This window comes from Thermohalobaculum xanthum (genome assembly GCF_016623495.1).
Lineage (GTDB): Bacteria > Pseudomonadota > Alphaproteobacteria > Rhodobacterales > Rhodobacteraceae > Thermohalobaculum > Thermohalobaculum xanthum.
Window position 1 is genome coordinate 269,746 of the sequence record NZ_JAEHHL010000001.1, and the last position, 18,492, is coordinate 288,237.

General features: G+C 71.3%; 15 protein-coding genes. 5 read left to right on the forward strand and 10 right to left on the reverse strand.

Annotation, left to right across the window (positions count from 1 at the left end):
- Positions 1-9: 9 nt before the first annotated feature.
- Together H0I76_RS01315 and H0I76_RS01320 are read right to left on the reverse strand one after the other, a co-directional pair.
- Positions 10-3,318, reverse strand: coding sequence for an efflux RND transporter permease subunit (locus tag H0I76_RS01315; RefSeq protein ID WP_200606017.1), 3,309 nt, complete (start codon positions 3,316-3,318; stop codon positions 10-12).
- The gene (locus H0I76_RS01320) at positions 3,315-4,454 is read right to left on the reverse strand and encodes an efflux RND transporter periplasmic adaptor subunit (protein ID WP_200606019.1); all 1,140 of its coding nucleotides are present in this window, start codon (positions 4,452-4,454) and stop codon (positions 3,315-3,317) included. The genes H0I76_RS01315 and H0I76_RS01320 overlap by 4 nt, the downstream gene beginning before the upstream one ends.
- A 291-nt stretch (positions 4,455-4,745) precedes the next feature.
- On the opposite strand from H0I76_RS01320, the gene panB reads away from it, so the two are divergent.
- From panB to H0I76_RS01340, 4 genes are all read left to right on the forward strand, one after another.
- Positions 4,746-5,531 (forward strand): 3-methyl-2-oxobutanoate hydroxymethyltransferase, encoded by a 786-nt coding sequence (gene panB, locus H0I76_RS01325; protein WP_200607754.1) that lies wholly within the window; start codon positions 4,746-4,748, stop codon positions 5,529-5,531.
- On the forward strand, positions 5,528-6,229 hold the full coding sequence (locus H0I76_RS01330) for a hypothetical protein (protein ID WP_200606022.1): 702 nt from the start codon (positions 5,528-5,530) through the stop codon (positions 6,227-6,229). The genes panB and H0I76_RS01330 overlap by 4 nt, the downstream gene beginning before the upstream one ends.
- 106 nt (positions 6,230-6,335) lie before the next feature.
- The gene (locus H0I76_RS01335; RefSeq protein ID WP_200606025.1) at positions 6,336-6,980 is read left to right on the forward strand and encodes a tetratricopeptide repeat protein; all 645 of its coding nucleotides are present in this window, start codon (positions 6,336-6,338) and stop codon (positions 6,978-6,980) included.
- Positions 6,981-7,060: 80 nt separating this feature from the next.
- Positions 7,061-8,389: an outer membrane protein assembly factor BamB family protein gene (locus H0I76_RS01340; RefSeq protein ID WP_200606027.1), complete on the forward strand. Its 1,329-nt coding sequence runs from the start codon at positions 7,061-7,063 to the stop codon at positions 8,387-8,389.
- 19 nt (positions 8,390-8,408) lie between these two features.
- Here H0I76_RS01340 and H0I76_RS01345 read toward each other — a convergent pair whose 3' ends face one another.
- Complete coding sequence (locus H0I76_RS01345; protein WP_200606029.1) at positions 8,409-9,332, reverse strand: DMT family transporter; 924 nt, start codon at positions 9,330-9,332, stop codon at positions 8,409-8,411.
- Positions 9,333-9,515: 183 nt separating this feature from the next.
- Here H0I76_RS01345 and der point away from each other — a divergent pair, with 183 nt between their 5' ends.
- Positions 9,516-10,886: a ribosome biogenesis GTPase Der gene (gene der, locus H0I76_RS01350; protein ID WP_200606030.1), complete on the forward strand. Its 1,371-nt coding sequence runs from the start codon at positions 9,516-9,518 to the stop codon at positions 10,884-10,886.
- 42 nt (positions 10,887-10,928) lie between these two features.
- On the opposite strand, the gene cobM is transcribed toward der, so the two are convergent.
- From cobM to H0I76_RS01385, 7 genes are read right to left on the reverse strand one after another with little or no spacing between them, the layout of a single operon-like run.
- A complete protein-coding gene (gene cobM, locus H0I76_RS01355; RefSeq protein ID WP_200606032.1) occupies positions 10,929-11,693 on the reverse strand; it encodes a precorrin-4 C(11)-methyltransferase in 765 nt (254 codons plus the stop codon).
- Positions 11,690-13,486 carry a precorrin-3B C(17)-methyltransferase gene (gene cobJ, locus H0I76_RS01360; protein ID WP_200607756.1) on the reverse strand — a complete coding sequence of 599 codons (1,797 nt, stop codon included), beginning with the start codon at positions 13,484-13,486 and terminating at the stop codon, positions 11,690-11,692. The genes cobM and cobJ overlap by 4 nt, the downstream gene beginning before the upstream one ends.
- Positions 13,483-14,232 (reverse strand): precorrin-2 C(20)-methyltransferase, encoded by a 750-nt coding sequence (cobI, locus tag H0I76_RS01365; protein WP_325166155.1) that lies wholly within the window; start codon positions 14,230-14,232, stop codon positions 13,483-13,485. The genes cobJ and cobI overlap by 4 nt, the downstream gene beginning before the upstream one ends.
- Positions 14,229-15,470 (reverse strand): precorrin-6y C5,15-methyltransferase (decarboxylating) subunit CbiE, encoded by a 1,242-nt coding sequence (gene cbiE / locus H0I76_RS01370; protein ID WP_200606034.1) that lies wholly within the window; start codon positions 15,468-15,470, stop codon positions 14,229-14,231. Before cbiE ends, cobI begins: the two co-directional genes overlap by 4 nt.
- Positions 15,467-17,095, reverse strand: a complete 1,629-nt coding sequence (locus tag H0I76_RS19825; protein ID WP_325166157.1) for a precorrin-8X methylmutase — start codon at positions 17,093-17,095, stop codon at positions 15,467-15,469. Before H0I76_RS19825 ends, cbiE begins: the two co-directional genes overlap by 4 nt.
- Positions 17,092-18,279, reverse strand: a complete 1,188-nt coding sequence (locus H0I76_RS01380) for a sirohydrochlorin chelatase (protein WP_200606038.1) — start codon at positions 18,277-18,279, stop codon at positions 17,092-17,094. The genes H0I76_RS19825 and H0I76_RS01380 overlap by 4 nt, the downstream gene beginning before the upstream one ends.
- Positions 18,279-18,482, reverse strand: a complete 204-nt coding sequence (locus tag H0I76_RS01385) for a DUF6732 family protein (RefSeq protein ID WP_200606042.1) — start codon at positions 18,480-18,482, stop codon at positions 18,279-18,281. The genes H0I76_RS01380 and H0I76_RS01385 overlap by 1 nt, the downstream gene beginning before the upstream one ends.
- Positions 18,483-18,492 lie beyond the last annotated feature (10 nt).

Genomic DNA, 18,492 nt, shown 5'->3' on the forward strand with positions numbered 1-18,492 from the left:
CCTGCGGGCTCACTCGGCGGCGCGGACGATGCGGCGGCTGACCCTGGGGGGCTCGTCCCAGATGATCTCGGTCTCGGCCTTGCGCGCCAGGGCCGTACGCAGCCGCCAGTCGGCGAGATAGGGATGCGCGCGATGCGCGGGCCAGATTGCGGCCAGCGCGAGGTGCCATCCGAGCCTGAGCCCGACGCCCACCCCATGCGTCACCCAGACCCGTGCGGCGAGTGCCGCGGGCGTCACGATCAGCGTCAGGAAGGTCGCAATGCCCAGCCCGAAGACGACGGCCGTGGCAAGCTGCACCCACCAGAGCGCCGTCGGCGCGCCCTGCATGATCCGCCCTTCCGAGAAATCGAGCGAGGCTGCGAACATCATCGGCGCAAGCCCCGCCATGGTGGTGACGGTGGTCAGCAGGACCGGTCGGATGCGCGCCTCGGCGGTGCGCACGATGGCCTCGAGCTGCGGCATGCGCCGGCTGAATTCCTGGAAGGTGTCGATCAGGATGATGTTGTTGTTCACCACGATGCCGGCCAACGCCACGATGCCCGTGCCGGTCATGATGATCGAGAAGGTCTGCCCCATCACGATCATGCCGACCAGCACGCCGGCCACCGACATCACCACGGCCGAGAGGACGAGGACGGCGTTGTAGAGCGAGTTGAACTGCGCCAGCAGGATCACGAACATCAGCCCCAGCGCGCCCGCGAAGGCCATGCCCAGGAAGGCCATGCTTTCCTGCTGTTCCTCGCGGTCGCCGGTGAAGCGCGTGGCGACGGCGGGCGGGAAGGGGTTCTCCTCGGCGATCCAGCGCTCGAGCTCCTCGATCCGCGCGATCTCGGAGGTGTCGGCGTCGACACCGGCGCGGACCATGAAGAAGCGCTCGCCGTCGCGGCGCTGGATCTCGCCCAGCTTGGGCACGGCGTTGCGCTCGACGAAGTTCGAAACCGGCACGAGGCCAAGCGCGGTCGGCATCTTGAGGGTGTCGAGAGTGCCGAGGCTGCGGTCCTGGGCGGGGAAGCGGACGCGGATGTCGAGCTCGTCGTCGGAATCGTCGGGGCGGAAGGTGTCGAGCGTGGCGCCTCGGGTGACGAGCTGCACGATCGGCCCGACATTCGCGACATCGGCGCCGAAGCGCCCCGCGGTGGCGCGGTCGACGGTGACCTGCCACTCGATGCCGGGCAAAGGCCGCGTATCGTCGATGTTGATCAGGCCCGGCATCGTCTCGAACTTGGCGCGCGCGATGTCGGCGGCCGCGTGCAGCTCGGCCCAGTTGTTCGAGCGCAGCTCGAGCTGGATGGGCTTGCCCTGCTGTGGGCCGTCCTGCTGCTCGGAGAGCTCGGCGATGACGCCGGGCACGCTGGCGACGCGGCGCTTGATCTCCTCGATGATCGGGTCTCCCGAGCCGCGCTCGGCCCACGGGGCGAGTTCGAGTTGGACCTGGCCGATCGCGTCGGGCGGCCCCTCGGCCCCGGATTTCGCCGCGAGCCCGCCAGTGCCGGAGAAGGAAAAGACCGACGCGACGCCGGGCACGCCCGCCACGCGCTCCTCGACCGAACGCACCAGCCGGTCGCGGACGTCGACACCAAGGTTGCCGCGGGCGCGGACATAGACGATGGCCCGCTCGGGGTCGGTCTTGACGAAGAACTCGGTGCCGTTGTTGGCCGCGCCATACCACGTGAAGACGCCGGCAAGGGCCGCGCCGGCGACACCCAGCGCGAGCCACGGCCCGAGCGGGCGCAGCACGATCGCGGCGATGAACCGGCCGAAGGGTGTGCGGCGGTAGGGCTGCACGCCGGGGGCTGGTGCGGCCTTGCGCTGCGGAACGATGCGGCCCAGCAACCGCGAGATGCGGCCCGCGACCCCGCCCATCACCGGCAGATAGAGCAGCGCCACGATCAGCGAGGCCGAAAGCACGAAGATCAGCGTCACGGGCAGCTGCCCCATGAATTCGCCCGGCATTCCCGGCCAGAACAGCATCGGCAGGAAGGCGCAGAGCGTCGTCGCCGTCGAGGCGGTGATCGGCCAGAACATGCGGCGCGCGGCCTCGGTGTAGGCGGTCATCGGGCCCACGCCCTCCGAGATGCGCTTGTCGGCGTACTCGACCACCACGATGGCGCCGTCGACCAGCATGCCGACGGCGAGGATCAGCCCGAACATCGTCATGTTGTTCACGGTCATGCCCAGCACGGCCATGAGCGCGAAGGTGAGCAGGAACGAGCAGGGGATGGCGATGCCCACCAGCACAGCCGAGCGGAAGCCCAGCGTTGCCAGCACCACCATCATGACCAGCAGCACCGCCGTCATGACCGAGCTTTCCAGCTGGCCCACCATGTCGAGGACGCGCGCGCTCTCGTCCATCGAGAAGTCGACGTTCACGGCCGATTGCAGCGCCGGGGGCCATGCCGCGATCTCGCTCTCGACGACGCCGCGCACGGTCCGGACCGTATCGATGATGTTCTCGCCCACGCGCTTCGAGACCTGGAGCGAGATTGCCGGCTCGCCGTTGTAGCGCGCGCGCCCCTCGGCGTCCTCGAAGGTGCGCCGAACCTCGCCGATGTCGAAGAGGCGCACGACCCGGTCACCCTTGACCTTCACGGGCAGGTTGCCGACTTCGGCGGGGTTCTCGAAGGCGCCGGGCAGGGTGACGGCGAACTCGGCGCTGCCGCTCTCGACCTGGCCCGCGGCGACGAGGCGGTTGTTGCGGTCGACGATGCTGAGCAGGTCGGCTGCGGTGACGCCGTAGCTCTCCATCTTGAGCGGGTCGATCAGCACCTCGATCATCTCGTCGCGATGACCGGCGAGCTCGGCCTCGAGGACGGCGGGCACGGCCTCGACGGCGCGTTGAAGGTCCTTGCCCAGGCGCAGCAGCGCGCGCTCGGGCACCTCGCCCGAGAGCGAGATCACGAGGATCGGAAACTGGCTGAGATTGACCTCGTTGATGACCGCGACCTCGGCGTCGTCGGGAAACTCGGCCTGGGCGCGGTCCACGCGGTCACGCACATCGGCCAGCACGGCGGCCTTGTCCCATCCGAACTCGAATTCGAGCAGGACGCCGGCGTGGTCCTGGCTCGCGATGCCGGTCATCTGCTTGAGCCCCTCGAGGCCCCGCAGCTCCTGTTCGAGCGGTTTGACCAGCAGGCGCTCGGAATCGGTCGCCGAGACGCCCGGCAGCGGCACCGAGACGTAGAGCACGGGCACGTCGATGTCGGGCGCGCCTTCCTTCGGCAGGCCGAGATAGGCGAGCATGCCGGCGCCGATCGACACCGCGATGAACACCATCATCATCCGCGCACGGGCGGCGAGCCAGTCGACGACGCGCGTCATCCGAGGTCGTCCCAGCTCACGGGCGTGGAAAGGATTGGCCGGCCGTCGCGCACGAATTCCTGGCCAACGACGATCACGCGCGCGGTCTCGGGCAGGCCCGTGACCCAGACGCCGCCGGTATCCTCGCGCACGATGCGCACCGGCAGGAAGCGGGCGGTGCTGTCGTCGGCAAGCCGCACGCCCAGCCGCCCCTCGTCGTCGAGCGTGAGCGCGGCCTGGGGAATGCGGTGGGCGCGTTCGGCCGGCAATTCCACCCCGATCTCGGCCGTCATTCCGTCGCGGATCGAGCCGTCCGCGTTCGGCAGGCGGGCTTCGACGCGATAGGTGCGGGTGCTCTCGTCCGCCATGCTGCCGATGAAGCCGATGGCGCCCTCGTGCACCGCGCCCGAGATCAGCCGCACGGTCACCGGCTGGCCGACCGAGAGCCGGTCGACATCCTGTTCCGAGACATAGCCGGTGACCTTGACCTCCGAGAGGTCGATCACCGTCGCGCAGGCGTCACCGATGCCAAGGCGCGCCCCGAATTCCGCCGTGTCGCTCTCGAGAATGCCGGCGAAGGGGGCGCGGATCTCGAGCCGCGCGATGTCGAGGCGCACGAGGTCGAGCGCTGCCTCGGCGCGCTGAAGCGCTGCGAGCCGCGCAACGCGGGTCGTCTCGGCGGTGAACCCTTTCTGCGAGAGCTGGGTCGCGGCATCGGCCTCGACCTGCGCTTCGGCCAGCGCGGCCTCGGCCTCGGCCACCTGGGCCTGGCGCGCGCCCGGCTCGAGCCGGCACAAGAGCGTCCCGTCGTCGACCCGCGTTCCCGCGCGCAGCGGCTCCGAGATCACGCGGCCAGGCGTCTCGGCCCGCACCACGACGTTGCGGTTCGCCTCGGTCCTGCCGCGCAGGGTGATGCGGTCGATGGTCGGCTCGGCGCTGATCTCCATGATCATCACGGGCACGGCGCCGGGCGATGGGGCGCCGGGCGAGGGGGCGTCGGCGCTGGCGGGGCTTCCGGCCCTGGTGGTTGCCTGTTCGGCCGTCGCCGTGGCGTCCTGCGCGCCAGCAGAATCCTGCCGCCCCGAGACATGCGGGACGAACCACCAGGCAAGGCCGGCGGCGAGGCCAAGGGCCAGTATCAGCGGCGCGACGCGCATTCCTCACTCTCCGCCGGTCTAAAGCGTCGGCACGTCTAACGCCGTCCGGCCGGATTTCCGTTGCAGTGCAGAAGATAATCGCTTCGTGACGTGCGGGGAAGGGTGCCGCGGCGTAAACACGCGGAGGCCCGGCAAGGCCCCGCTTCAGGCCCCTTCACCGTCGCATGGCGCCGGGCTATGGTCGTCGCCCCGCCACGGCGCAGAGGGAGTAGAGCGATGTCCACGCGGAGCACCATCTCGAAGAAATCCGCGATCAGCGACCCGGACCAGAAACCGGGTGGGCGCAAGCGCATGACCGTGCCGGCCTTCATGGCACGCAAGGGCGGCGACCCGCTGGTCTGCCTGACATCCTATACCGCCCATGTCGCGCGGATCTGTGATGAGGTCTGCGACCTGCTGCTGGTGGGCGACAGCCTCGGCATGGTGATCCACGGCATGCCGAACACTCTGGGTGTGACGCTTGAGCACATGATCATGCACGGCCAGGCCGTGGTGCGCGGGGCCGAGCGGTCCCTGGTCGTCGTGGACATGCCCTTCGGGAGCTTCGAGGAAAGCCCCGAGGTCGCGTTCCGCAACGCGAGCCGGGTGGTGAAGGAGACCGGGTGCCACGCGATCAAGCTCGAGGGCGGGCGCGAGATGGCACCGACGATCCAGTACCTCGCCCGGCGCGGGATCCCGGTGATGGCGCATATCGGGCTGATGCCCCAGGCGATGAACACCGCCGGCGGGTTCAAGGCCGTGCGCGACGAGGCGCAATTCGACGCGGTCGTCGATGACGCGAAGGCGGTCGAGGAGGCGGGCGCCTTCTCGGTCGTCGTCGAGGGGGTGGCGGCGCCGCTGGCAGACCGGATCACTCACGCGATCTCGATTCCCACCATCGGCATCGGCGCCTCGGCGAACTGCGACGGCCAGATCCTGGTGTTCGAGGACATGGTCGGCCTGTTCCCGACCGTCCCGTCCTTCGTGAAGCGCTACGGCACCATGGAGGAGATGATGCGCCACGCGGTCACAACCTACGCGACCGAGGTGCAGGCGCGCAGCTTCCCGGGCGACGAGCACACCTACAAGAAGAAGTGAGCACGCCCCCGCGCGAGATTGCCTACCCGCCGCTCGAGATCGAGCTGCACGACTGGTGGGCGGGTGTATACGACCATGTATTTGTGGCCCTGCACCCGCTTCACCGCGTGGCGCTGCATCGCGGCGGCGAGGACGATCTCGACGCGATCAAGACCGCGCGGCCGGTCCGCTGGGACGAGTTGCGCCGCGCGGTCGGAACACCGCCATTCCCGACATTCGCGCTGGCGCTGTGGTGCGCGGCGCTGGCCGCGAACCGCGACGATGCCGATGCCCGTCTGGTCGACCGGATCGAGCGCACGCTGGCCGCCAACGAATTGGCGGCGCCGTGGGAGGACACGGTGGCGCCGATTCTCGAGCGCCCCTTGGGCGAGGCCTTCGCGCGGCTGGGCGTCGGCGAGGTCACGGCCTGGGACGAGACGCGCGAGGTTTCGACCATGCTGACGCCGGGCGATCTTGCCGCGGCGCCCGCCATCGCCCGGCGCATCCCGTTCTTTGGCCCGTTCGCGCTGTCCGCTCCCGGAATACTGGCAGTCACGGGCACCGAGGACATCGCGACCCTGATCGCCCTGAGCGACGAGGCGCGCGAGCGAGTCGCGCCCGAGGCGCATCTCGAGGGCTTCTATGCTCCGGACGGGACCTATTGCGACTGGATCAATCCGCCGGATTTCTTCCAGCGTGCACCGCGCGCGGCGAAATGAGCCGTGCGGGATCGGCTCGGCAGGGCACTTCCGCCTTTGACTGGGGCGACGGCGGCGATAATGTGCGCGCGGCCCGGACAGCGGGCGCAACCGTCATGGGGGCAGTGTGAGCGATACCGACAGCTTCATCCGCGAGGTGAGCGAGGAAGTCCGGCAGGACCGGATGTTCCGTCTGTGGAAGAAGTACGGAGCGCTGGTGATCGGCGCGATCGCGGTGATCGTGGGCGGCACGGCGGTGTGGTCGTGGCTCGAGCAGCAGGAACTGCAGGCCCGCGCCGAGCGTGGCGAGGCGTTCCTGGCCGTCGCGGCGGGCGATGTCGCGGCGCACCAGGCACTGATCGCGCAGCAGGAGGGTGCGGCTGCCGCGCTCGCCGGGCTGCGGATGGCCGAGGCGCAGGCGGCCTCGGGCGACACCGACGCGGCGATTGCCACCTATGAGCAGGTTGCGGCCGAGGCGCAGGCGGGCGCGGCCTATACCGATCTCGCGCGCCTCGAGGCGATCCGGCTGCGTTCGGCGAGCGCGGCGCCGGACGAGATGATCGCCGAGCTTGCGCCGCTGGTCGCCGAGGGTGCGCCCTACCGGCTGCTGGCGCTGGAGCTGCGCGCGGCGCTGGCGCTCAACGCGGGCGATGTCGCGGCGGCGCGCGCGGATCTCGATGCCATCGTCTCGGATCCCGCAGCGACGGGCGAGACGCGCAGCCGCGTACAGGCGGTGATACAGACGCTGGGGCCGGCGGCGTCGGCGAGCTGAGCCGCGCCGGAGCCGCGTGGTGCAAGAGGATATTGATCCCGCCGTCGGCCTGGTCCGGCGGCGCAGGGGAGGGACGACGCATGAGGGGTGAGTGGCGTTCGGTCGGCGCGGTGGCGCGGACGACGGCGATGGTCATCGCCGCGGCGGCTTTGCTGAGCGGCTGCGGGCTCTTCGATGACGAGGAGATCCTCGAAGGCGAGCGCATCCGTCTGCGTTCCGAATCCTCGGCCGCCCCCAGCAACTTCGGCGGCGCCGCGCTGCCACAGCCGCGCGAGATTCGCGACTGGACGCAAACCAACGGAAGCGCCTCGCACAACTCGGGTCACCTGGCCGGGCCCGCGTCGCTGGCGGTGGCCTGGAGTCGGGACATCGGCGCCGGCAGCAGCTCCGAGAGCGCGATCACCAGCGCGCCCATCGTGGTCGGCGGTGTCGTCTACGCCATGGACGCCGCTGCAGAGGTCAGCGCGCTCGATGCCGCGAGCGGCACCGAGAAATGGCGGGTCGACCTGTCGCCCGAGGGCGAGAGCGGGCGCGAGGGCTTTGGCGGCGGGCTTGCCGCCTCGGGTGGCCGGATTTTCGCCGCCACGGGGTTCGGCGAGGTCGTGTCGCTTGACCCTGCCTCGGGCGAGATCGCGTGGCGCACTCCGCTGGGCGCCCCGGTGCGCGCGGCGCCGGCGGCCGAGGCCGGCCTTGTCGTGGCGGTGACCCGCGACAACCGTGCCTTCGGGCTGGATGCCGAGACGGGCACGCCGGTTTGGCGGGTTCCTTCGGTGACCTCGGACGCGGGCGTTCTGGGTGGGGCCAGCCCGTCGCTGGCTGGCGGACTGGCGTTCCTGCCCTTCGCCTCGGGCGAGCTGATCGCCATCGAGGCGCGCAGCGGGCGCCGATTGTGGAGCGCGGTGCTGTCCGGCGGAAGGCGCGGCCTTGCCCGTGCGGCAATCTCGGACGTGACCGGCGATCCGGTGGTCGTCGGCCCCTATGTCATCGCGGCCAACCAGGCCGGGCGCATGGTCGCCATCGACGCGCGCTCGGGCCAGCGGGCCTGGACCCGGTCGGTCGGCGCGCAGGGGCCGATCTGGGCGGCGGGCGACACGGTCTTCGTCACCACTGACGATTCGAAGCTGATGCGCATCTCGGCGCGCGACGGCACCACGATCTGGGAGACCGAGCTTCAGGCCTTCGACGACCCCGAGGACCGGGAGGACCCGATTTCGTATTCCGGCCCGGTGCTGGTCGAGGGACGGCTGCTGATCACCTCGTCCGAGGGGGAGCTGATCGCCTTCGACGGCGTGGGCGGCGAGGAACTGAGCCGCATCGACCTCGCTGGCGGGTCGATCACCGGGCCGGTGGTATCGGGCGACACGATCTTCGTGCTGACCGACCGGGGCACGGTGCAGGCCCTGCGCTGACGCCGCGCGTGGGCAGGGCTCAGAGGACGCCGCGCGCGCCTTCGGCCCGGCGCGCGGCGGCGGCGGCAGCGCGGGCGAGGCGCTGCTCGCGGTGGAAGCTGTAGACGCCGCTGCCCACGACCAGCGCGGCGCCGGTCAGGGTCAGCGCGTCGGGCAGGTCGCCGAACACGGCATAGCCCAGGACCAGCGCCCAGATCATCACGGCATAGCGGAACGGCGCGACGAAGCCGATCTCGCCGACGCGCACGGCCTTCACGCCGAAGAAGTAGCCGACATTGACGGCGATCGCCGATCCGGCCAGCAGCGCCAGCGTGGGGCCGCTGAGCGGGCGCCAGTCGTCGAACAGGGTCACCGCGCCCCCCATGATGCTGACCGCGCTGGCGGTGGCGAACACGACCAGCAGCGACGGCACGCCCGGCGAGAGCTGGCGGGTCGCAAGCTCGCGTAGGACGACGAAGGCGACCGCGGCGATCGCGAACAGCGAGGCGGACGAGAAGCCCTCGGCCCCCGGCCGCACGATCAGCAGAACGCCCGTGAAGCCGATGATGATGGCCGACACGCGGCGCCAACCCACGGGCTCGCCAAGAAAAACCGCGGCCGCGAGCGTGATGCCGAGCGGGCCCGATTGCAGGATCGCGGTGACATTCGCCAGCGGCATCTGGAACAGTGCGGTGAGGAACAGCGTCGCCGCCGCCATCTCGCCCACGACCCGCAGCGCCAGCACCCGCCGGTCGCGTGGCACGATGTGGGCCCGGAAGGCGCCGGCGCGCCAGGCGATGACCGCGATCAGGGCGCTGGCCATCAGACCGCGCACGAACAGGAGCTGAAAGACGCTCATATCGGACGAGGCCAGCTTGACCAGCGTGTCGTTGACCACGAAGCCTGCCATGCTGACCGACATGAAAGCAGCGCCGCGCATGTTGTCGGTCAGACCGGCGATCATTGCTCGAGAGCCTCCGGAATTGGGCGCATGCGACGGTCGGGCCGGAAATTGGCCCGGACGCGGCGCCGGAATGGATCTGAGCCCCCCTAATGGCCTTCCTTGGCGCACGGCGCCAGAGCTTTCGATTGCAGTCCGCGCAAGGCTGCTTGCCACCCGCCCCGGCAACGCGTAGACAACGCCGCCATGTCTTTTACCCTCGCCATCATCGGCCGGCCCAATGTCGGCAAATCGACCCTGTTCAACCGCCTCGTCGGCAAGCGGCTGGCGCTGGTGGATGACCAGCCGGGCGTCACGCGCGACCTGCGCGAGGGCGAGGGGCGGCTGGGCGACCTGCGCTTCACCGTCGTCGACACCGCCGGGCTCGAGGATGCGACTGACGACAGCCTGCCCGCACGCATGCGCCGCCTGACCGAACGCGCGGTCGCCGAATCGGACCTGTGCCTCTTCGTGATCGACGCGCGCAGCGGCATCACGCCCGTGGACCGGATCTTTGCCGAGATCCTGCGCAAGCGCGGCACCGAGGTGATCCTGGTCGCCAACAAGTCGGAAGGGCGCGCCGGGGAGGCGGGTCTCTACGAGGCGTTCGAACTGGGCCTCGGCGAGCCGCTCGCCATCTCGGCCGAGCATGGCGAGGGGATGGGCGACCTCTATGCGACGCTCGAGCCCTATGCCGAGCGCTTCGAGGCCGCTGCCGCCGAGATCGAGTTCGATCCCGACGCCGAGGAGGACGCGCTGGCCGAGAACCGGCCGCTGCAGATCGCCGTCGTCGGCCGCCCCAATGCCGGGAAGTCGACCCTGGTCAACGCGGTGCTGGGCGAGGACCGCCTGCTGACCGGGCCCGAGGCCGGAATCACGCGCGACGCCATCGCCGTCACCACCGATTGGGGCGGGCGGCCGTTCCGCATCTTCGACACGGCCGGGCTGCGCAAGAAGGCCAAGGTGCAGGAGAAGGTCGAGCGGCTCTCGACCTCGGACGCGATTCGCGCGGTACGCTTCGCCGAGGTCGTGGTCGTGCTGATGGATGCCGACAACGCCTTCGAGGCCCAGGACCTGCGCATCGCCGACCTCGCCGAGCGCGAGGGCCGCGCCGTGGTCTTCGCCGTCAACAAGTGGGACCAGGTCGAGGACAAGCCGCGTGCGCTGGCCGATCTGCGCGAGCGTGCCGAGCGGCTTCTGCCGCAGCTCAAGGGCACGCCGCTGGTGACCGTCTCGGCGCTCACCGGCAAGGGGCTCGACCGCCTGCGAGAGGCGATCGGCAAGATGCACCGGATGTGGAACATCCGCGTGCCGACGAACCGGCTGAACCGCTGGCTGATCGAGCAGACCGAGATGCATCCGCCGCCGGCGGTCCGCGGTCGCCGGATCCGTCTGCGCTTCATGACCCAGGTGCGCACGCGCCCGCCGGGTTTCGTCGCCTTCTGCTCGCGGCCCGAGGACCTGCCGGACAGCTATGTCCGCTACCTCGTCAACGGGCTGCGGCGCGACTTCGGCATCGAGGGCGTGCCGATCCGCTTCACGCTGAGGAAGGGCGAGAACCCCTACGCCAAGGACTGAGGCGCCGAGGACTTAGGCGCCAAGTGCCGGGGCGCTCTCGCCTCACGCGCTGCGCTTGGGGCGCAGGATGTGGGGATGCGCCCCGTCGTAGAGCGCCGAGTCGCGGAAGTCCTGTTCCGCGAGCGCCCGCCCGATCAGGATCAACGCCGTGCGCGTGATCTTGGCGGCGCGAACCTTCTCGCGAATGTTCGACAGCGTGCCCTCGATGAAGCACTGGTCGGGCCAGCCGACGCGGTAGGCGACGATGACCGGGCAGTCGGGCCCGTAGAGCGGCGCGAGCGTGCGTTCGATCTCCAGCAGGTTCCGGATCGAGAGGTGGATCGCCAGCGTCGCGCCGGTCCGGCCCAGCGTCGCGAGATCCTCGCCCGGCGGCATGGCCGAGGACTTCATCGCCGTGCGCGTCAGGATCACGGTCTGCGCGACCTCGGGAATCGTGAGCTCGCGCCCCAGCGCGGCGGCGGCGGCGGCGTAGGCCGACACGCCGGGCGTGATGTCGAAGGGGATGCCAAGCGTCCTGAGCCGCCGGATCTGCTCGGCGATCGCGCCGTAGAGCGAGGGGTCGCCGGAATGGACCCGCGCCACGTCCTCGCCCCGCGCATGCGCGGCCTCGATCTCGGCGATGATCTGGTCGAGCGTCATGGGCGCCGTGTCGATCACCCGCGCGCCCTCGGGCGCGGCGGCGACGACGGCCTCGGGCACCAGGCTGCCGGCATAAAGGCAGACCGGGCAGGACTGGATCAGCCTGAGCCCCTTGACGGTGATCAGATCCGGATCGCCGGGACCCGCGCCGATGAAATGGACGGTCATGCCGCTCCCTCGATCTTCTTTGCGTAACCCCGCGGCGTGAACATCCGCGGCCCTTCGCCAAGCCGCGCGAGCCGTGACTGTGACGAGCCGACCAGAACCACTGTCAGCATGTCGACCTCGTCGACCTGCAGTTCCGCGAGGGCACGGTATCGGATTGTTTCCTCCGGCCGGCCAAGCGAGCTTGCCAGCAGCACCGGGCAGTCCGCCGGGCGGTGGCGCAGCAGGATCTCGCGCGCCTCGGCCAGCAGCGTGCGCCGGCGCATCGAGACGGGGTTGTAGAAGGCGATCACGAAATCGCCCTCGGCCGCCGCGCGCACCCGCCGGATGATGTCCTCGCGCGGGGTCAGGAGGTCCGAGAGCGAGATCGCGCAGAAGTCATGGCCCAACGGCGCGCCCGCCCGCGCCGCTGCGGCCTGGAGCGCCGAGACGCCCGGGGCCGAAAGCACCTCGACCCGGCGGGCTGCGTCCGAGACGCCATGCGCCGCGCGGTCGAGAAGCTCGAAGACCAGCGCGCCCATGGCGTAGATGCCGGCGTCGCCCGAACAGATGATGGCGACGTTGACGCCCTCGGCCGCGCGCTCCAGCGCATAACGGCACCGGTCCTCCTCGCCGCCCAGCGGGAAATCGCGGCGCTGTTTGCCGGCGGCGAGGGGGCCGAGAAGGTCGATGTAGAGCCCGTAGCCCACCAGTTCGTCGGCCTCGGCGATCAGGCGCGAGGCCTCGGGCGTGCGCCATTCGGCCTGACCGGGCCCGATGCCGACAAGGGCGACGCGGCCGCGAGCGCGGCCCGGCAGGTCGGCGAGCGGTTCGGGCGCGCGGGCGATGGCGACCGTGGCGTTGGCCGACTTGCGCTTGTCGAGGATCAGCGTGCCCGCCGGGCCGACGGCCGCGAGCGCGGCGCCTTCGGCCACGCCGTGGCAGCCGACCTCGGCGAAGACGACCTCCGAGGGCGTCGCGAGGCGCGGCGCCTCGGCCTCGAGCGTCGCGGCGTCGAACACCCGCAGCGGCACGCCGAGCCGTCGGGCAACGGCGTTCACGGCCGCCTCGTCGGCCTTCAGGTCTAGCGAGAAGACCCCCGCGACGGCGCCCGGGGCGACCCCGGCCTCGGCCAGCGCGGCATCGACCAGCGCGCCCAGTTCGTCCTCGGGGCAGTTGCGGGCGCAGCCCACGCCCAGCGCGATGCGCTGCGGGTGGTAGACGAGGCGGTCGGCCCCGCCGGGCACCGGCGCCTCGGTGGCGATCAGGGTCACGGGCGCGCCAGTTCCGGCACGTGCCGTGGCGGCCAGCCAGTCCGCCTCGCCCGCGACCACCACCGGCGCGCCGGCCAGCACCGCGGCCATCGCGGGCTTGGCGTCGTCCGGGTTGGCGAGGCGCCAGCCCGCGGGGGGCTCGTCGAGCGCGAGGCCGAGCGAGAGGTCGCCGGCGGTCGTGACCGCGGCAACGGCCGAGATCGCATCGGCCACGCGGCGCGCCAGCCGGTTCGCCCCCCGGTGCCCGCCCAGCAGCGGCACGACGGTCGAGCCGTCCTCGGCCACCGCCAGCACCGGCGGCTCGGCCCGCTTGTCGGAAAGCAGCGGCGCCACTGCGCGCACAAGGATCCCGGCGGCGCAGACGCCGACGACGGGCACGCGCGCGGCGAACAGGTTGCGCACATGGTCGAGCGCATTGGCAAAGAACGCGTCGGCGTTCGCGACGCGGCCCTCGCGGCCATGCACGGGCGCGCCCAGGGCCAGGGCGACACGCTTCGCCACGTCCTCGCCCGAGCGGGAGAGGCAGATCACTACGGGGGTCAGCTCAGCCACGGGTCATCCCCCTTGTAGAGCAGGATCATCGAGAAATAGGGCGCGGGGTCGGGGGCCTCGCTCAGCGGGCGCACAGCCTCGGCGCCCAGCGAGGCGCGCTCGACATAGCCCGCTTGCACTGTCAGGCCCAGCTCGTCGAGCAGGCGGCGCACCCGGCCCAGGTGCCGGCCCAGCTTCATGATGGCGACGGCCTGCGCGCCCTCGATCCGGGCGCGCAGCGCGGCATCGGGCAGCGGCGCGGGGATCACCGTGAGCACGTCGTTGCGGGCGGTCAGAGGGCGGCGCAGCGCGGCCGCGCAGGCGCCCAGCGAGGAAACGCCGGGCACCACCTCGATCCGGAAGCGGTCGACGAGGCGCGCGAAGAGATACATGAAGGATCCGTAGAAGAACGGGTCGCCCTCGCACAGGCACACCACGTCCTCGCCCGCGGCAAGGCGGGCGGCGATGCGCTCGGCCGCGTCGGCATAGACCTCCTGCGCCGGGAAGCGATCGGTGCGCATCGGGACGATCATCGGGATTTCCTCGGCGCCCGCGGCGATCGACCCGGCCGCGATCTCGCGCGCAAGGCTCGGGCCGGTGTCGGGGGCGGGATAGGCCACCACGCGCGCGCCGCTGATCAGCCGGTGGGCCTTGAGCGTCATCAGCTCGGGGTCGCCGGGACCCACGCCCACGCCCCAGAGCGTGCCTGAGAGCGTGCCCGGCGCCGCGTCGCCGCTATTCGCTGTCGTTGCCGTCACTTCAACAGGCTCCACTGCGTCACCGGCATCATCGGGCGCCAGCCGGTCAGCCCGCCCACCGGGCCCGCGCGCGCCACCGATAGGCGGGTGAGTTCACCCCCCAACTCGGACTGGAGCGCGATCAGAAGCGCCTCGGATTCGAGCGTCACGGCATTCGCGACCAGCCGGCCCGAGGGCTTCAGCGCGGACCAGGCCGCAGCCACGGTCTCGCGCGCTAGGCCTCCGCCGATGAAGACGGCATCGGGTCGGCGCAGGTCGGGCTTGGTGCCCACGGGCGCAGGCAGGGATGCCAACACGCCCGGTGCCGCGCCCTCGATCAACGCAAGGCGCGGGGTGCCCAGTTCCTCGGCATTGCGGCGGGCCATCTCAAGCCGCTCCGGCCTGAGGTCGAAACCCACGGCGGTCGCGTCGGGGGCCGCGCGCATCCACTCGATGGCGACGGATCCGCAGCCAGTTCCGATGTCCCACAACAGCGCGCCGCGCGAGGGCATCAGGCGCGAGAGCGTGACCGCGCGGACCTCGCGCTTGGTGATCTTGCCGTCATGGGTGAAGGCCTCGTCCGGCAGGCCAGGCACGCGGCCCAGCAGCAGGTCGGGCGTGCCGCGGCATTCGACCGCCAGCGTGTGCAGGGGCGGCACGTTCACCGCGGGGTTCGACGCCGCCCAGTCGCGCGCCGTGCCCTCCATCCGGCTTTCGGCCTCGCCCCCCAGGTTTCCAAGCACGGTCATCGCGGAGTCGCCGTAACCGCGCGCCACCAGAAGCCGGGCGATCTCGCCCGGCGTCTCGGGCCCCGAGGTCAGGATCAGGAGCCGCACGCCCGGCCAGAAGGCGGGGATAACCTGTGCCGCCGGACGGCCATGCGCGGTCAGCGTCTCGACATCGGCGAGCGACCAGCCCATCCGGCACGACGCCCACTGGAAGGCCGAGAGCTGCGGGTGGAAGACGATCTCCTCGCGCGGGATGGCGCTGGCGATCCGCGCGCCGACCGAGAACCACAGCGGGTCGCCGGTCGCCAGGATGACGACGCGGCGTCCGCGATTGGCGCGGATCAGATCGACAAGCGCGTCGAAGGGCGAGGGCCATGCGACCCGCTCGGCTGTGAGGCCGGGGGCCAGCGCGTGGTGGCGTTCGCCGCCGATGATGATCTCGGCCTGCTCGACCGCGCGGCGCGCGGCGGCCGAGAGGCCGGCCATCCCGTCCTCGCCGATGCCTGCGATGGTGAGCCAGGGCGCCGTCATCGCGGTGCCTCGAGCCCCGCTGCCAGCGCGTTCACCGCAGCCGCCGCCATCGCCGATCCGCCACGGCGCCCGCGCAGCGTGATGAACGGCACGCCACGCGGGTCGGCACAAAGTGCCGCCTTGGATTCCGCCGCGCCGACGAAGCCCACCGGCAGCCCGATGATCGCCGCCGGCCGCGGCCAGCCCTCGTCCATGAGCTCGAGAAGGTGGAAAAGTGCGGTCGGCGCGTTGCCGATCACCACGACCGCGCCCGCGAGCCGGTCGCGCCACAGGCGCACGGCGGCGGCGGAGCGGGTATTGCCGATCTCGGCCGCCAGGGGCGCGACGGCGGGATCGTTGAGCGTGCAGATGACGTCATTTCCGGCAGGCAGGCGCGCGCGGACGATGCCGCTCGCCACCATCTCGGCGTCGCACAGGATCGGCGCGCCCGACGCGAGCGCACCGCGCGCCGCAGCCGCCACGTCGTCCGACCAGGCGAGCCGGTTCGGAACGTCCGTCATGCCGCAGGCATGGACCATGCGGATCGCGACCTCGTGCAGGTCGGAAGGCAGGTGAGCGAGCCGCACCTCGGCGCGAACCGTCTCCCACGACTGGCGGTAGATCTCGTGCGGGTCGCGCTCGTAATGCATTGGCTTGGGGGTGGTGGGGAAAGCGATGACCTCGCTGCGGGTTTGGTCCCCCTCCGCCGCGCAGGCGGCGGCCCGGGGCCGTGCGCATGCGCGGCGTGCCGCCATCGCCAGCGCGGGCTCGTGTCCGACACCCAGGATCCAGGCCTCTTCGCGCTCGGCTGCGGCGCGCTCGGTGTCCGTCATCCCCGGCGCGCCGGCAAAGAGGGGCCCCAGCCCACCCGCGCGGTCGAGCGCGGCATAGGCTGCGGCGGTCACGCGGACCTGTGCTGCGTCCATCACCTCGTCCGCCGCCTGTGCCGCCCGGATCTCGGCGTCGAGCAGCGAGGGATAAACCTCGGCCAGCACCACCGGCGCTGCGGGGGTCGCGAGCCCCGTCTCGAACGGCCAGATCGCGACGCGGCCCGAAAGCCGGGGGCCGGCGCGCAGGCGCGCGAGCGCGGGGAGCCCGGTCAGCACCTGACCGCCCACAGCGCCCGTCGTGTAGAGCTTCCACACGGGCTGCGCCCGGCGGCAGCGCGCCTCGACGGCACGGCGCTCGGGCGGGTGGTCCCGATGGCGGACGGGTTTCCTCTCGGGCAGGGCGGGCAGGGCGCGTCCCCGAGGGCGGCCCCAGAACGGCCCGTCGCCCGGGAAGGCGCCGTTGAGCCGTGCCGCTGCCTCGAACCGGTTGTTCGCGTTGTCGGGGGCATCCTCGATCAGCGTCGCGAGGTGATCCCAGATCGCGCGCCAGCCGTCGCACCCTGTCAGGGCCCGTGCCGTGCCGGCCGGGTAGCCGAAGGGGAAGTCGAAACCCGCGAGCACGCGTCGGCCCGCATCCGCCTCGGCCGCCAGAAGCCCGGCGATCCGCTCGATGGCGGCCGCGCGGGTCGGGTGGTTCTCGACCAGCCTGACCGCGCCGTCCGAGGCCAGCGCCAGCCAGATGCTGTTGGCGCCGGTCACCGGGGACGCGGCCGAGGACCAATCGACGATAAGAACGCTGTCGAAGAGCGTCGTCACCCCTTCACGCCCTTGAGGTACTTGCGCACGCTCTCGGGACCCAGCGGGTGCTTGGCGTGCGGGTAGGGCGGGTGGTGATGGTCGTGCCCGTCATCCCCGTGGGCATGATCGTGGTCGTGATCATGATCATGGGTGTGATCGTGCGGGTGGTCATGGTCGTGGCGGTGATGCCCGTGCCCGTGGCTGTGCACATGATGGTGCCCGTGATGATGCCCCTGGCCCGCATCCTCCATCGCCAGCCGGCATGCCCCCGTGCAGAACGTGTCGCAGAGCGTGCAGTCCTCGACGTTCGAGCCGGGGGCCGAGGCGCCCTGGCCCTCGACATGGTGGTGGTGGCTCTCCTGCGGCATGCCGACCTCGGCCTCGAAGCCCAGGACCTGCGCGCGGTACTTGCACATCGCGCAGTTCATCGCGTTCTGGCCTTCGAGGATCTCGGTCACGCGCTCAGCGAAGGTCGCGATCACCTGCGGGTGGTCGTTGAGATAGCCCGCCTTGACGAACTGAAGATAGGGATGCGCCCGCGCCACCTGGTCGGTGAAGCCGTAGATGCGGTCGATCAGGATCCCGGTGAAGAGGAAATAGGGGAACACGACGATCCGGCGGAAGCCGAGCCGAGCGGCGCGCTCGAGGCAGGGCTCGACCAGCGGGAAGGTCACGCCGGAATAGCCGGTCTCGGCCCAGCCGAAGCCCATCCCCTCCCACAACAGCCGCGTGATCTTGGCGACGTTGGAATTGGCGTCCGGATCCGAGGCGCCGCGGCCGATCACCACCAGGCAGGTGTCGGAAAGCGGCACCTCACCCAACTCGGCATTGGCGCGGTCGACGGCCTCGCGCACGCGCTCGCCCGCCGCCGCGACCATCTTGGGGTCGACGCCAAGCTCGCGTCCGTACTGGATCTTGATGCCGTGCTGCGCGGCATAGGTGTTGAGCACCGAGGGAATGTCGTTCTTCGCGTGCATCGCCGCGAACAGCATCCCGGGCACCGCCAGGATGTGGTCGCACCCGGCCTCGCGCAGCCGGTCGAGCCCGTCGCGAAGCACGGGGTTCGCGAATTCGAGATAGCCGTATTCGACCGGCCAGTCCGGAAAGACCGGGCGCAGGCGCTCGGCCACCACGGCGAATTCGTCGACCGCGGCCTGGCTGCGCGAGCCGTGGCCGCAGACCATCACCCCGATGCGGGACATCAGCGGGTCTCCGCCCGCACATCCTTCCGCGCACGGCGGATGCTGCGGGCGCGGCGCACGACCGCGACGGCGGTGACGAGGCCCGCCAGGCCCATCGCGCCCAGGGCCAGCCAGTGGGTGTGCCCCGCAGTCTCGGCGTAATGGCCGGGATGGGCGAGGGCCGTGGCGGGCACGGCGGCGAGCAGGGCTGCGAGCTTCTTCATGGGGATCCCC

Bases quoted from the DNA above. Each gene is read 5' to 3' on its own strand.
- der (WP_200606030.1), top strand. From the start codon at position 9,516: ATGTCTTTTACCCTCGCCATCATCGGCCGGCCCAATGTCGGCAAATCG.
- H0I76_RS01315 (WP_200606017.1), bottom strand. From the start codon at position 3,318: ATGACGCGCGTCGTCGACTGGCTCGCCGCCCGTGCGCGGATGATGATG.
- H0I76_RS01320 (WP_200606019.1), bottom strand. From the start codon at position 4,454: ATGCGCGTCGCGCCGCTGATACTGGCCCTTGGCCTCGCCGCCGGCCTT.
- H0I76_RS01345 (WP_200606029.1), bottom strand. From the start codon at position 9,332: ATGATCGCCGGTCTGACCGACAACATGCGCGGCGCTGCTTTCATGTCG.
- panB (WP_200607754.1), top strand. From the start codon at position 4,746: ATGACCGTGCCGGCCTTCATGGCACGCAAGGGCGGCGACCCGCTGGTC.
- cobM (WP_200606032.1), bottom strand. From the start codon at position 11,693: ATGACCGTCCATTTCATCGGCGCGGGTCCCGGCGATCCGGATCTGATC.
- H0I76_RS01380 (WP_200606038.1), bottom strand. From the start codon at position 18,279: ATGTCCCGCATCGGGGTGATGGTCTGCGGCCACGGCTCGCGCAGCCAG.
- H0I76_RS01340 (WP_200606027.1), top strand. From the start codon at position 7,061: ATGAGGGGTGAGTGGCGTTCGGTCGGCGCGGTGGCGCGGACGACGGCG.
- cbiE (WP_200606034.1), bottom strand. From the start codon at position 15,470: ATGACGGCGCCCTGGCTCACCATCGCAGGCATCGGCGAGGACGGGATG.
- H0I76_RS01385 (WP_200606042.1), bottom strand. From the start codon at position 18,482: ATGAAGAAGCTCGCAGCCCTGCTCGCCGCCGTGCCCGCCACGGCCCTC.